At 56.3% G+C, this 14,353-nt stretch carries 12 protein-coding genes; 10 read left to right on the top strand and 2 right to left on the bottom strand.

Annotation, left to right across the window (positions count from 1 at the left end; translation table 11 throughout):
* Nucleotides 1-98 precede the first annotated feature (98 nt).
* Complete coding sequence (locus tag VGJ94_03540) at nucleotides 99-590, bottom strand: hypothetical protein (protein ID HEY3275669.1); 492 nt, start codon at nucleotides 588-590, stop codon at nucleotides 99-101.
* A gap of 78 nt (nucleotides 591-668) precedes the next feature.
* A complete protein-coding gene (gene blaOXA, locus VGJ94_03535; protein ID HEY3275668.1) occupies nucleotides 669-1,454 on the bottom strand; it encodes a class D beta-lactamase in 786 nt (261 codons plus the stop codon).
* Between the two features lie 198 nt (nucleotides 1,455-1,652).
* On the opposite strand from blaOXA, the gene VGJ94_03530 reads away from it, so the two are divergent.
* The 10 genes from VGJ94_03530 to VGJ94_03485 all read left to right on the top strand — a co-directional run bounded on the left by VGJ94_03530 (nucleotide 1,653) and on the right by VGJ94_03485 (nucleotide 14,353).
* On the top strand, nucleotides 1,653-2,537 hold the full coding sequence (locus tag VGJ94_03530) for an STAS domain-containing protein (protein ID HEY3275667.1): 885 nt from the start codon (nucleotides 1,653-1,655) through the stop codon (nucleotides 2,535-2,537).
* A gap of 75 nt (nucleotides 2,538-2,612) precedes the next feature.
* Nucleotides 2,613-2,879, top strand: coding sequence for a hypothetical protein (locus VGJ94_03525; GenBank protein HEY3275666.1), 267 nt, complete (start codon nucleotides 2,613-2,615; stop codon nucleotides 2,877-2,879).
* Between the two features lie 2 nt (nucleotides 2,880-2,881).
* The gene (locus VGJ94_03520) at nucleotides 2,882-5,701 is read left to right on the top strand and encodes an ABC transporter substrate binding protein (protein HEY3275665.1); all 2,820 of its coding nucleotides are present in this window, start codon (nucleotides 2,882-2,884) and stop codon (nucleotides 5,699-5,701) included.
* Between the two features lie 3 nt (nucleotides 5,702-5,704).
* A complete protein-coding gene (locus VGJ94_03515; GenBank protein ID HEY3275664.1) occupies nucleotides 5,705-6,517 on the top strand; it encodes an ATP-binding cassette domain-containing protein in 813 nt (270 codons plus the stop codon).
* A gap of 326 nt (nucleotides 6,518-6,843) precedes the next feature.
* Nucleotides 6,844-7,158: a hypothetical protein gene (locus VGJ94_03510; protein HEY3275663.1), complete on the top strand. Its 315-nt coding sequence runs from the start codon at nucleotides 6,844-6,846 to the stop codon at nucleotides 7,156-7,158.
* Between the two features lie 647 nt (nucleotides 7,159-7,805).
* Nucleotides 7,806-9,359: a sigma-54-dependent Fis family transcriptional regulator gene (locus VGJ94_03505; GenBank protein ID HEY3275662.1), complete on the top strand. Its 1,554-nt coding sequence runs from the start codon at nucleotides 7,806-7,808 to the stop codon at nucleotides 9,357-9,359.
* Nucleotides 9,356-11,551 carry a PAS domain S-box protein gene (locus VGJ94_03500; protein ID HEY3275661.1) on the top strand — a complete coding sequence of 732 codons (2,196 nt, stop codon included), beginning with the start codon at nucleotides 9,356-9,358 and terminating at the stop codon, nucleotides 11,549-11,551. The genes VGJ94_03505 and VGJ94_03500 overlap by 4 nt, the downstream gene beginning before the upstream one ends.
* 171 nt (nucleotides 11,552-11,722) lie before the next feature.
* The gene (locus tag VGJ94_03495; GenBank protein ID HEY3275660.1) at nucleotides 11,723-12,634 is read left to right on the top strand and encodes a ParB N-terminal domain-containing protein; all 912 of its coding nucleotides are present in this window, start codon (nucleotides 11,723-11,725) and stop codon (nucleotides 12,632-12,634) included.
* Nucleotides 12,615-13,562: a hypothetical protein gene (locus VGJ94_03490; GenBank protein ID HEY3275659.1), complete on the top strand. Its 948-nt coding sequence runs from the start codon at nucleotides 12,615-12,617 to the stop codon at nucleotides 13,560-13,562. Before VGJ94_03495 ends, VGJ94_03490 begins: the two co-directional genes overlap by 20 nt.
* Nucleotides 13,559-14,353: an SDR family NAD(P)-dependent oxidoreductase gene (locus VGJ94_03485; GenBank protein ID HEY3275658.1), complete on the top strand. Its 795-nt coding sequence runs from the start codon at nucleotides 13,559-13,561 to the stop codon at nucleotides 14,351-14,353. Before VGJ94_03490 ends, VGJ94_03485 begins: the two co-directional genes overlap by 4 nt.

Raw genomic sequence — 14,353 nt, 5'->3', positions numbered from 1 at the left:
AAAGGATTTATAAAAAACGAAGTCCATGGAACGACAAGGAATGTCGAAAACAGGTGAGATATGTGACAGAATTGTCACTGCTGTAAGGGGCATCCCTCTCAGGGAAGTTTTTCTTCCACCCTTTTTACAAAGTCATCGAGCGCTGAATTGAGGAGGGCCGGCCAAAACCGCTCGGGGACGTCCGATTCAATTGTTCCCCGGGCAACGATCTGATATTGACGAAGACCTGCCCAAAGGCTACCTTCGATAGTGAGCATCTTTGTAGTGCCTACGAAGCCGAAACTGGAGATCTCGGCGCGGCTTATCCGTATTACGGTGGTGTTGCGGGTCACGTACTCGGCCACTGTGTCGCTACGGCAGAGCTTCGATTTGAGCACCTTCGTAAGGGGGGGTGCGATGGTGAAATCGATCTCGCTTCCCACGATCGCCCGGGGATCGGCACGCTCATCCGTCACGGTGACGGGACAGGAGGACGGTGCGGAATAGGGGGTCATATCGACACGGAGTGAATAGCAGCCGGTCAGGGCGGCAAGGACAAAAAGGATGACGGGTATGCGGACGGCCGCGAGTCCTCTCGATCTTTTCTTCATGCCCCCTTTTTATCATAATGTGCGCCCCGGGGGCAAGATGATTTTAATGATGTATCGTTTCAAGGAGTCCATCGTTCTTTACTTTATTATCCCCTTCAATTTTAGCGCATCGAGGGTGATTTGCTTGCGTAGCGCGAGGTCGGCGGCTTTCTTTATATCGATGTGGGTTGCAAAGAGCCAGACCTGCCCTCCCGTCTCCACGTATCCCACAAACCAACCCTGTTCGGGCAAGGTTCTTGCCGCCCAGCCGGTCTTTGCGCGGACCGTAAAAAGGGGATTCACCTCGTTTACCATGAGCTTTTTCACCACTTCCATATGTTCCTTCTTGTAAGGGAGCGACCCGTGATAAAGATTCCGAAGGAACAGGACCTGTTCGTAAGGAGATATCGACAGATCGCCCGCGAGCCAGAAGGTGGTCAGATCAGGCCCGGCAAGGCCATTGCCGTAACCTGTTTTTCCGAGAAGCTCTGTGTATTTCGCTCTGTCCATGCGCTTTGCCAGCTCCTGATAAAACCATACGCAGGAGAGGGGGAACGCCGTCTCCAGCCTCTGATCGTTGTTGCAGCCCCTCACCTCCTGCTTCTTCCCGTCCCATGGTATTACCGCCTTCTCATCGCTGACCGCCCCCTGATCGAGGGCAATCAAGGTGTGAGGGATTTTAAACGTCGATGCCGGCACGAATCTCTTCCGGGCCCGGTCCTCGTTCCAGACGTACTCTTTCTTTCCATCGAGGGATGAAATGACAATGGCCCCCTCCACTCCCCGATTCCCAAAGAGCGTTTCCAGCTCCCGGTCATCAGCAGAAGATGCCCCGGCGAAGAGAAAGATGAAAGTCAGAACAACGAGGCTTTTCACGACACCCATAAGAGACTCCTGATTTTCTTGAGATTCAGTGACCATCCCCCCATTAAATCGGTCCTTTTTCGGGCATCATCCGGCGTGAGCACCCGGTGGCACCGACAATTTTTATAGAATACTTCGGGCAACTCAATTGTCAACAGACATTTATTGCAAAAGAACATAAATGAGGAGCCTCCGCCGATTTTGTGATACACTAAGGGCGTGTTCGAGTACCACCTAAAGGACCTCGCCGGCATTGGATTGAAGTGCATCGCCATGGCAGGTCGCATCGACGCGCTGAGCGCCTCCTCCATCCAAAAAATATTCGAAGACCTTGTTCTTGCGGGAGAGCGCACCCTTCTCGCGGATATGGCGGACGTGACCTACGTGAGCAGCGCGGGCCTCAGGATCTTTCTCGTGGCCCAGAAGGAGCTGAAAAAAGTGGGGGGCGAGATCATACTTTCGGGCATCACCGATTCCGTCTTCGAGATCTTCAGGATGAGCGGCTTTACCCAGGTCTTCCGCATCATAGGGGGCCTTGCGGATATCGCGGGACCGACAGGCGCCGGGCAGGCCGGCTCGGGGATCGTGCCAAGAGAAATAAAGGGCATTATGGTGGAATACGTGGAGCGGGAATGCTCCATGGGGTCCCTTCTCGCAATCGGCTCTCCTGAAAAAGCCGAGACTGCATCTTTTGCGAAAGAGGATGTAGTGGAAGTGAGACCGACGGACATGGAATTCGGGTGTGGTCTGGCCGCCCTCGGCTCCTCCTATGAAGAATATAAAGCCCTTTTCGGTGAGTCGATGACGGTGAAGAACAATTTTTTCTTTTATCCCGCCGTAAAACAGTCCGCCGTTGATTTTGTGCTCAAGGCAGATGAAGACCGGGGCATTACCTATAAGATGCTTCACGGGTTCGGGTTTCGGGGCGACTACCGATACCTCCTCTCCTTTAAAGAGGCCCCCGGCGGCACGATAGATCTGGCCGGCCTGATAATGTCATTTATGGAAATCTCGTCGAAAAACGTGATCGGTTTTGTCATAATCGCGGAGAGTAAAGGCGTCTGGGCCATGCACCTCAAGCAGCCGCCCATCAAAGAGCTGTAACCGGCAGGGGGCGGCCGTATTTTCGACAACGAGAATTTTCCCCATTGGATCGATTTTCCCGTGGAGCCCGCCTTCGTGAATCATGTGGTGGTGGCCACGGGCATCGCGGTCCGGGAGAGGTCCCTCCTGGGGCCCATGACGCAGGCCCTCCTGTCGGAGGGAAGCGCTTTCCATGTCCACGGCGCCATTTTCGATAAGGCGCCCATGGGAAACAGCCTTGAAGGCTTTGACGCCGAGATCGCCCGCATCTTCAATGACTTTTCCGTGCACAGGATCCAGCATTTCCTCGGGAAATCACGGTTCTCGGGAGGCATGGCGGCCATTATCGAGCTCGAGGGCTAGTCGTGGACCTCTGGATGGGCGCGATAAACCTCGGTTTCCTGTATGCCTTCCTGGCCATGGGTGTGTTTATCACCTTTCGCATCCATGACTTTCCCGACATTACGGTAGACGGGAGTTTCGTCACCGGGGCGGCGGTAACCGCCGTACTGATCGTGGCGGGGGTAAACCCCTTCCTGGCCCTCACCCTCTCTTTTCTCGCAGGGGCCCTGGCAGGCGTCATCACCGCCTTCATCCATACCCGGTTCAGCATCAACGGACTTCTCGCGGGCATCCTCGTCATGACCGGCCTTTATTCCGTAAATCTCCACATCATGGGAAGGTCGAATATCCCCCTCCTCTCCCAACCCGGCGTGATCACGATGCTGCGCAACCTGAATCCCGGGATGCCCCATGAACTGCTACTCGCCATGGTCTTTTTTGTGGTCGCCCTCCTCTTCTGGCTTGTGGTCTCCTATTTTTTCAAGACCGATTTCGGCATCACCATGAGGGCAGTAGGAAACAATCCCGCCATGGCCGGCGCATCAGGGGTGAATGTCAACGCCATGAAGATGGTGGGCATCGCGCTTGCGAACGGTTTTGTAGGCATATCGGGAAGCCTCGTGGCCCAATACCAGGGCTTCGCCGACATCGGCATGGGCATCGGCTCCATCGTCTTCGGTCTCGCAGCGGTGATCATCGGGGAATCGGTCATACGGACGAGGTCGATCTACGCGAAAGTGCTCTCCGTCATCATCGGCTCCATCGCCTTTCGTCTCATGGTGGCCCTGGCCCTTTACGTGGGTCTCGACCCTATCGACCTCAAGCTCATCACCGCCCTGTTCGTCCTTGTAATCCTCGTGTCGCCCCAAGTCGTTCACCGATGGGACGTGAAGAAAATGGGCCGCGCGGCATCAGCGATAAAGACCGGACACCATCGCAAGGCATGGGTGAGCCTCATCCTGGTAGTCTGTCTCGGCGCGGGCTCCTTCGCCGCCTATAGAATTTTCGGCAACCGGACCGTCCTCTCCTCGAAGGCGATACGGATCGGCGTGGTGCAGCTCGTCGACCACGACCTCCTGAACATCACGAGAGTCAGCTTCGTGGAAGAGATGAAGAAGCTCGGATACGAGAACGGCAAAAACGTCGTCATCGATCTCGAAAATGCAAACGGGGAGATGACCACCGTCAATTCGATCATGGATAAATTTCTCCATAACCGCGTGGACATCGTGGTCCCCATCTCCACGGGATGCACCCAGGCAGCCGTGAACAAGATCAAGGACCGCCCCATTGTCTTTGCCACGGTGGCAAACCCTTTTATCATAGGGGCGGGCAAGACGGACACGGACCACCTCCCGAATGTGACCGGCGTCTACGGTTCCGTGCCGGAGGATAAGCTCCTCGGCCTCGCGACAAGGATCCTGCCCGGAAAGATAAAAGTAGGGGCGATCTGGGACCCCTCCCAGGAAAATTCGGTCTATAACGTCAATAACCTGAAACAGGCCGTTACGCAAAACCGGGACGTCACCTTTGTGGGCGCCACCGTCGCAGGTTCATCGGAAGTCTACCAGGCGGCGACGTCGCTCACCCACAAGGGGATCGACGCCTTCGTCCTGAGCCCGGATAATATTGTCTACTCCGCCTTCGACTCCGTGATAAAGGCAGCGGACGCGAAGAAGATCCCCGTTTTCACGGGCGACATAGAGCGTCTCCAGGCCGGTGCACTGGCTGCCTACGGGTACGACTACGCTTTGAGCGGCACCCAGGCCGCCCATCTTGTGGATCGGATCATCAAGGGCGAAAAACCCGCCCATATACCCTTTGAAAAGTATCGCAAGCTCACCCTGAAACTGAATGACGCCGCGGCGAAAAAGCTCGGCATCACCTTCCCCTCCGACCTTGTCGCAGAAGCGGCAGCGGTCTATCGCGCCGCGGTGCCCGGGCGAAGCGCCAGGAGGCTCTGCATTTTCCAGTTTTCGGACAATTACCTCCTCGTGGAGAGCACGAAGGGCATTATGGACGAGCTGACGAAAAGCGGGACCCTCGATAAATACGGGATTACAGTAACCCTGAAGAACTCGCACAACGATTACGGCACTGCCCAGGCCATCGTGCAGGACATGGTGCGCCAGGGCTTCGATTATATCATCACCGTCTCTTCTCTCGCGTTACAGGTCACGGCCAACGGCAACAAGACCATACCCCATGTCTTCGGCACGGTCACCGATCCCTACAGGCTTGGAGTGGCCAAAAGTCCGTCCGACCACATCCCCAACCTCACCGGCATCGCGACCTTCCAGCCCGTGGAGGCGACCATAAAAACGATGCGGACCGTGTTTCCCAAGGCAAAACGGATAGGGATCGTGTGGAACCCTTCCGAGGCAAGCTCCGAGGCATGTACCCTCAAGGCGCGGGAATGGGCGAAAAAATATGATTTCGAACTTGTGGAGCGGACGGTGACGTCTACGGATGAGGTGAAGGACGCACTGTCGGCCCTTCTCAACAGGGGGATCGACCTCTTCCTTACCTCCGGAGACAATTCCGTGATACTCGCCTCGAGAACGATCGCCGAAATTCTGAACGGCCGGAAGATCCCTTACTTTACCAACGATCCCACCGACGTGGAGCACGACGCGTTCCTTTCCATCGGCGCCGATTACCATGAGGTTGGGGTCGAGACCGCGAGAGTTGCCGAACGCGTGATCCGGGGCGAGACGACGAAAGAGATCCCGATCAAGGATTATGTCCCTGAAAAAATAGGGGTAAATCTGAAACTGGCCGCCCTCTACGGGGTAAAGATCCCCGACAGCCTGCTCTCAAAGGCAGCGATCGTGAAGAGGTAGGAGATGATCGAGCTCAGCAGCATCAATAAGACATTCAATCCCCACACGGTAAACGAAGTCTGTGTGCTCCGGGACGTGAGCCTTCTCATAAAGAAAGGCGAGTTCGTCACCCTCATAGGCACCAATGGCTCCGGAAAGTCGACCCTCCTCAACGTGGTGGCGGGTACGGTACTTCCCGACTCGGGCAGGGTCGTCATCGACGAGAAGGATGTGACGAAGAAGCGGGACTTCGAGCGGGCACGCTCAGTAGCCAGGGTGTTCCAGAACCCCTTCATGGGGACCGCGCCGGACATGACCATTGCGGAAAACCTCCTCCTCGCCTACCTGAGGGGCAGGAAACGCTTTCTCGGGAGGGGTCTCACCAAAGAGCGGATCGATTTCTTCAGGCAGAGGGTCGCGGAGCTTGAGATGCAGCTCGAGACGCGCCTCGGCACGGTGATCGGCACCCTTTCCGGGGGACAGCGCCAGGCCATAAGCCTCCTTATGACCGTGATACGGGAACCGGAGGTCCTCCTTCTCGACGAGCATACTGCCGCCCTCGATCCCAGGTCTGCGGCCCAGATCATAAAACTCACCAAGACCTTTATCGAGCGGGGGAACCTCACCACCCTGATGGTGACCCACAGCATGCAGCAGGCCCTGGAGATGGGGAGCCGCACGGTGATGATGCATCAGGGCCGGATCATCGACGATATCCCGGGAAAGGAGAAGGAGCGGCTTACCGTCGACGACCTCCTCGCAAAATTCGCCGAGTTGAGAAAAGCGGAGAAGCTGACCGGCGAGATGATAGAACAGTTGAGAAGAGAATACCTCTGATTCTCCCGGGCACTTTCTTCGTCCATTCCTGCCTTACCCTTTCCTCACAACTGACTCATCTGGCAGTTATGTGAATTTCTGTTGCATATGATAGTCGATGGCTATCGCCGACGATAGCTGACAATTATCACCTCGATTAACGCTTTAATAATATTACGCTTTGACCATGGCATGCACATTGCTACTTACGGAGTATCACTTCGAAACAAATCGGCCGGCTACACAGGGACAGGGCCGATCGCGATAGTCGTCATACCAGGCTTACCGGTCAGGGTCATACAAGGGCCTTGACGTACCCGGATAAAGGCCTGGGACGGGAGGGCATTATGGCACGAGAACGGGGGTTTGAGTCCGAAGGCGGGTCTAGGGCCGGTATAATGGATGAGGCGCTTATAGAGGTGTTCGGATGCGTCTCTCTTGGAAACGTGAAAACAGGAAAAGGCAGAATAATGAGCACGGCCGATTTTGCCTTGCCCCACGGTGAAATGGATGAGACCCTTATAGAAGTGTTCGGATGCGTCTCTCTCGACAGGGTCGTCCGGTTGGACACCGGCAGGGAGAGAAGGCTCGACCGGGCCGCGCGAATAAGCCGGGAGGCCGCCCTTCCCATGGAGCGGGGTCTGAAGGTAAGGTATCACTAAAAAGAGTTGTCTCCGGTGCCCTTCCCGGCGATTTCAAATGCTGCTTCGTGTAAAAGGTTCATTTGAGATCAGAAGTGGTGTAATAAAGCGGGATGGAGCTTGCCCGGGCTTCAATCCGCCTGTGTATCAGTAAACCCCTCCCCGGGGTAAAAAGATCGATGCGTGTCCGAGACCGCGTGACCTCCTTGGCTGCACATGCTTCCCGGACACGCTTGACTTTTGTCGGGGTTTCTCCACAAAGATTCCAAGTTCTTACTCTTTCTCACAGGGACCGGTTCCATTCCCGTTGCTCCTCCTACTCCCGCTCAATCTGACAACCGGTCCTCCCCGCACCATTAAATTACACATTAATTACCACCCTCTGTTTTCATGAAATTAATCTCCCTGATTAGAAGGAGTTCCCCATCTATCGACAGTTGTTCCACCGAGGCCTCCAAGTCTTTCCAATTGGAACGAAGAGTCGCAACCATTCCTGATGGCCTCTTGCCTTATCAAGCGAGCATTCGCCCAATAATTGTCCAAAGGACCGGGCAGGCAACCTCCGTCTCCCTCAGCGACAGAATATTTTTCCTAAATTTGTATACCTTTTTTTGGAAATCAGGTATAACTGTTGTATACGACAGTTTAATTGAATACGAGAAGAATCTATGAAAATAGATGAAAACCGGTTCTTCCGGGAGATTACTCTGCGCATCTGCGGGAGTCTCGAAATCGAGAAGGCCCTCTGGCGCTGTTTCCTCTACATCAGGGAGATCATCCCCGCCGACGAGCTGATCTTCACCGTCTACGACCCCCTCGCCGGAGTACTTGAAGTGGTGGCGACTGCCGATGAAAAGGGGGGTGTTGCCCGGGCCGACCGGATCACCATGGCCATGCCCCTGCGGGGTCAGCTCGAAGATCCGGTGAAATTTCCCCGCGTAAGAGTATGCGGCGACGTATACGAGGACGAGATACTGAAACCCGTCGCCCGCCACTACCGCTGGCCCGATTCCTCGATCATCGTGGGGAGACTTATCATCGAGGGCAAGTTCGTCGGTTCCTTTATCGGCCGCGTGGAAGGGAGGGGTCGCTATGGACAGGAGCACGGGGGACTATGGTCCCTCATCAACGAGCCCGCGGCAGTAGCCCTGGCCAACAGCCGCCGTTACCAGGAGCTCATGAAGCTGAAAGAACTGCTGGCCGATGACAGCAGGTATTTTCAGAACGAGCTTCGCCGCGGCTACAGCGAGGAGATCGTGGGCGCCGAATTCGGATTGAAAGCTGCCATGGAACAGGTCCTCAAAGTCGCGCCCCAGCCGAGCCCGGTGGTGCTCTACGGGGAGACAGGGACGGGCAAGGAGCTCATGGCCAATGCGATCCATAATTTCTCGCCCCGCCACTCAGGTCCCCTCATAAAGGTAAACTGCGGGGCCATCCCCGACTCCCTGATCGACAGCGAGCTTTTCGGCCACGAAAAAGGCGCCTTCACGGGGGCCTCATCCCAGCAGCGGGGAAGATTCGAAAGGGCCCATGGGGGAACGATCTTTCTTGATGAGGTGAGCGAGCTTCCCCCCAATGCCCAGGTAAGGCTCCTGAGGGTACTCCAGGAAAAGGAGATAGAGAGGGTGGGCGGCGTCCAGTCGGTCAAGGTCGATATACGGATTATCTCGGCCACCAATAAGGACCTCCGCACTCTCGTGGCGCGGAACCTCTTCAGGGACGATCTCTATTATCGCCTCTCCGTCTTTCCCATCCATATCCCGCCCCTCCGGGAGCGGCGGATGGATATTCCTGCCCTGGTCGAATTTTTCATGCGTAAGAAATCCCGGGAGGTTGGTTTCAATTTCGTGCCCGGCCTTGCACCGGGGACCATGGAGAAGCTCATCGGATACGACTGGCCCGGCAACGTGAGAGAGCTTTCCAACGCGGTGGAGCGCGCTATCATCATCCACGAAGGAAAGCCCCTCACTTACGAAGATATCGTAGGCCTTCAGGGGGACCATGACAGGGAGGCGGAGAAGACCAGGGAAGAGACCGGCATGACCCTCACGGGCATCGAGGCCCTTCACATTCGGCGTGCCCTGGAGGCCGCGGAAGGGAGGGTTGAAGGGGCCGGCGGGGCGGCGGCTATACTGGGCATCAACCCCGGAACCCTTCGCCACAGGATGCGAAAGCTGGGCATCCCCTTCGGCAGGGCCGCAAAAATGGGAACAGTCGCATGAAAGAGGCAGAAAAGACATACGAAGAGCTTCTGGATGAGATCCGAAGAATGGGGCAGCGTCTTGACGAGCTCCGCAGGTCCGATCCGGAGCAGCGATACCGGCGCATTATAGACACCGCCGAAGAGGGGATATGGGTCCTCGATGAAACCTACCTCACCACCTTCGTGAACAGGAGGATGGCCGCCATGCTCCTCTACGAGCCGGAGGAGATGATCGGAAGAAGGCACGACGAGTTTCTCTTCGAAGAAGATTTCCCCGACCTCGCGGAGAAGACCGCCATGCGGCGCCAGGGCATTCCCGGCAGATACGAGAGGAGGCTCAAAAGAAAGGACGGGACTGTCCTGTGGGCCCACGCCTCCGCGTCGCCCATTGTTGACGGAGAGGACAGGTTTCAGGGCTCCTTTGCCATGTTTACCGATATCACGGAGCGTAAGGATGCGGAAAAGGCGCTCCGGGAGAGTGAAGAGAAATACAGGGGCATCTTCGAAAATGCGGTGGAAGGCGTATTCCAGAGCACCCCCGAGGGCAGGCTCATGACGGTCAACCCGGCCATGGCCCGCATGTTCGGATATGTCACACCCACGCAGATGAAGGAAGGGATCACGAGCATCGGTTCCGAGCTCTATGCCCGCGCGGAAGACCGGCGTACTTTTAAGAGGATTCTCGAGACGTCCGGGGTGGTAAGGGGCTTCGAAGCGCAGTTCCACAGGAAGGATGGGAGCCTCATGTGGGGCTCTCTCAATGTCCGAGCCGTGAAGGCACGGGCAAAGGGAGAGGTCCTCTATTATGAGGGCACCCTCGAAGACATTACCGCACGAAAGGGGGCGGAAGAGGCCCTCAAGGAAAGCGAATCAAGATTCAAGACCCTTTTTAACACCGCGGTCGATGCCATATACCTCTTCGAGATCACCCCCTCCGGGATGCCGGGACGCTTCGTGGAGGTAAACGAGATCGGATGCGAGCGGCTGGGATATACGAGGGAAGAGATGCTCTCCATGGGACCGAGGGATATAGATGCCCGTGAAGGGGCGGTCGACCTCCCCGGGATAATGGAGAGTCTCATCGAAACCGGATCGGTCTGGTTCGAGACTACCCATGTAACCAGGGAGGGGGACCGGATTCCCGTGGAGATCAGCTCCCGCCTCTTCACCCAAAAGGACCGCACCCTGGTCCTCTCCATTGCCCGGGACATATCGAGGAGAAAACAGGCGGAGGAGGGTTTAAGGAGATCGGAGGAACGATACCGGAACATATTCGAGAACGCGGTGGAGGGCATCTACCAGGTCACGCCGGAGGGCGGTTACCTGAGCGTAAATCCGGCACTGGCGCGAATCCACGGATTCGATTCTCCCGAGGAGATGATCGCGTCCGTCACCGACATCGCCCATCAGCTCTATGTAGACCCGAGCCGGAGGGCAAGGCTCAAGCAGCTCGTCGAGGAGGAAGGTTCGGTCAGGAACTTCGAGATCATGATGCGACGAAAAGACGGCAGCCTCCACTGGGTCTCCAACACGGCGCATGCCGTCCGCGACGACACCGGGAGGCTTGTCTATTACGAAGGCACCGTAGAGGACATCACCACCCGGAAATTTGCAGAAGAAGAGTTAAGAGAGCTTAAATCGACCCTGGGCGGCATGGTCGACATGGTCTCCCGGATCACCGAAGCCCGGGACCCGGGCATAAAAGGGCACCAGGAAAGGGTCTCCCGGCTCGCGAGGGCCATCGCCATAGAGATGGGCTTTTCAGCTGATATGGCGGATAACATAGAAAAAGCGGCCCGCATCCATGACGTGGGCATGATATCGGTGCCTGCCGAAATACTGATGAAACCGGGCCCCCTCACCGAAATGGAGCAGAACCTTGTAAAAGTCCATCCCCGGTCGGGGTACGAGCTGATCAAGGAGACGGGCCTCCCCTATCCGATCCCGGAGATCATCCTCCAGCACCACGAGCGCATCGACGGCTCCGGATATCCCCTCGGCCTCAAGGGGAGCGAGATACTCCTCGAGGCACGCATTCTCGCGGTCGCCGACGCGGTGGAGGCCATGGTTGCCCCCCGCCCTTACGCTCCCGGCGCCGATGTCGCCAAAGCGCTCGCGGAGATAGAGGGCATGAAGGGAACCCTCTACGATCCAGAAGCAACGCGCGTTTGCCTCATACTTTTCAGGGAAGGGGGATATTCTCTCATCTAGGGTGGGCAATCCTTACGGGCAGCCCACGGGCGTTGAGACCGGCGATATTCAAATAATCCAGGTTTCTCATCCACTCTTCTTTGGCGCACGTGCATCGCGCGCCCATTCACTGCGCCTGTCCTAAATATTGACACCCCGTTCCCCCTCTGTTATTGTTTACGCTCGGATTATATGGCTTATCTCGCGACTATAGCCCTTGAGCGCATCGATGTGGATGACCGGAGGTTTTGTATCTCCTATCCCATGGAGCCGGGGCCTCTTCTGCCTTCCATAGACCTTGTCGGGATTGTGGAGCCCCTCCTTCTCCTCGAAGGTTCCCCTTTTGTCATCATATCGGGACATAAAAGGGCGGAGGCAGCCTTGCGCCTCGGGCTTACGGAAGTGCCTGCTTTCGTGGAGTCCGGCCTTGAAGAAAAGGGAGCTCTTATCCGGGCGATCCATGCAAACGCGGGGAGAGGCCTTAATGTGGTGGAAAAAGCGATCGCCCTGGACAAGATGGCCGCGGCGGGCTTTTCATCGGAAGAGACCTTCGGGACCATGGAGGTCCTCGGGTGCAGTCCCCATGAAAAGGTCCTGAGCACCTTTCTCGCCCTCGCACGGGCCGGGGACCCATTCAAGGCATTTATCCACACGAATGGCCTTTCCCTCAGGAATATAGAAGATTTGTTGAAATTCAATGAGGCGGAGAGAAAGGAGCTTCTCGCGCTCCTTTCGCCGCTGCACGTCACTGAAGGGTATCTGCGAGACCTCCTGCGCCTGATCGCGCTTATGAAGGTGAAAGAAGGGCGGATCGATTTCGTTGCCCTCGGGGGCACGGAGAATGCCGGCGATTTACGGGCGAAGCTGAAGCAACGGACCCATCCCTTGCTCACCTCCATGGAAGCGAGACTGGAAGAGGTGAAGGTCCGGATGGCGCTGCCCCCGAACATTGATATAAGGGTAGACCCTTTTTTTGAAAAGGAGTATATTGATATAGGTATAAGAACCAGGGATATTGAGGATTTAGAGAAGGCCCTGGAAAAACTCCGCAGGACCCTGGACAATGGATCGATAGGGAGCATCCTTGAACTTACAAGAGGTTAATTTTGTCGAGACGAAAGGGAGAATAGTCCGGGACTGCCCCGGCACGAAGAACCACGTCTGCTGCGGCTACAAGACGATCGACCTCATCGAGGGGTGCGTCCTCTCCTGCTCGTACTGTATACTCAAATATTATATGAATACCGCCGGCATAAGCGTGCACGGTGATATCCCTTACATCCTCTCCCAGATAGAGGAAGAGATAGAGGGTGAGTTGGACCATGTGTTGAGGTTCGGCACGGGCGAACTGTCCGACAGCCTGGCCCTCGACCGGAGATTCAGGCTCAACGGGCCCCTGATGGAATATTTCGGGGAAAAGAAGCGGGCCCTCCTCGAGTTGAAATCGAAGTGGGCGGATATCTCTCCTATTGCGCCTTTTCTCAATCCCTATACCGTGGTCTCTTTCTCCCTCGCCCCCCAGAGGTCGATCGATCGGGAAGAGCGGCGGACGAGTCCCCTTTACAAGAGATTGAAAGCGGCCCGCAAGGCGCAGGAGATGGGCTCCTTCGTAGGGCTCCACCTCGACCCCGTGATCATTTATGACGGTTTCGAGAAGGATTATGAGTATCTGACAGAGGACATATGCAGGATCCTCGATCCGGAGAGGATCATATGGATAAGCCTCGGGCTTCTCAGGTTCCCGCCGGGGCTCATGGACCATTTTATCGAGCATGAAAGGCGAAACCTCCTCTACGGTGAATTCATACGGGGAGAAGACGGGAAATACCGTTACCTGAAGAAAGAGAGGGTAAAGGTCTATAAGATGCTCCAGGATATGCTGAAGAGCCGGAGTCCCGACCTCTTCGTCTACCTCTGCATGGAGCGGCCCGATGTGTGGCGGGAGGCGATGGGGAAGGACCTCGCAACGAGCGGGGACCTGGTCGACCTTTTTGATGACAGGATAAGGAAATTCTACGGAGGTGGGTTATGAGGTTTGAAGGGCAGGTAGTATTTATCACGGGCGGGACCCGCGGCCTGGGCAAGGCCATGGCGGAGGAATTTCTCAAAGAAGGTGCCTCCGTGGGAGTCTGCGGTATCCCCGAAGAGGCGGTCGCCCGCTTCGAGGAGGAATTCAAGGGAAAACCGGTCCTCGCCTTCCATGCGGACGTAACCGATTATGCCGCGATGGAAAACGTGGCGGCGAAGACCATGGATAAGTGGGGCAGGGTCGACGTGCTCGTCAATAACGCCGGCGTGGTGAATGCTCTCGGACCCGCGGCGAAGATGAAGAAAGAGGAATTCGACAAATCGATCGACATAAACCTGAAAGGCGCCTTCTATGCGTGCCAGATATTCGGCAAAAAGATGATCGAAGGGAAGTACGGACGGATCATCAATATCGCGTCCCAGGTCGCCCTCTTCGGAGAGCAGGGTTTTCTGCCCTACGCGGTGAGCAAGTCGGGACTTATGGTCATGGCGAGGACCCTTGCCTATGAATGGTCGAAATTCGGGGTCACCACGGTGACCGTGGCTCCCGGGTTCATCAAGGGCGGGATGAACGAGGGGCTCGTCAGGAAAGAGGCCTTCGTAAACTACCTTTCCGGCAGGACACCCATGGGCAGGATGATGGATGTGGAAGAATACGTGGGTCTCATACTCTATCTGGCGACGAAAGAGGCGGCATATATCAATGGCGAGACCATCACCATGGACGGCGGCATGACGGGCTATACCCCTGAAGGTCTTCTCGATTTCATCGGCAAGGCGGCCAAAGGCAAATAA

It is taken from the genome of Syntrophorhabdaceae bacterium (assembly GCA_036504895.1).
Lineage (GTDB): Bacteria > Desulfobacterota > Syntrophorhabdia > Syntrophorhabdales > Syntrophorhabdaceae > PNOM01.
This window is presented reverse-complemented; position numbering and strand designations above follow the sequence as displayed.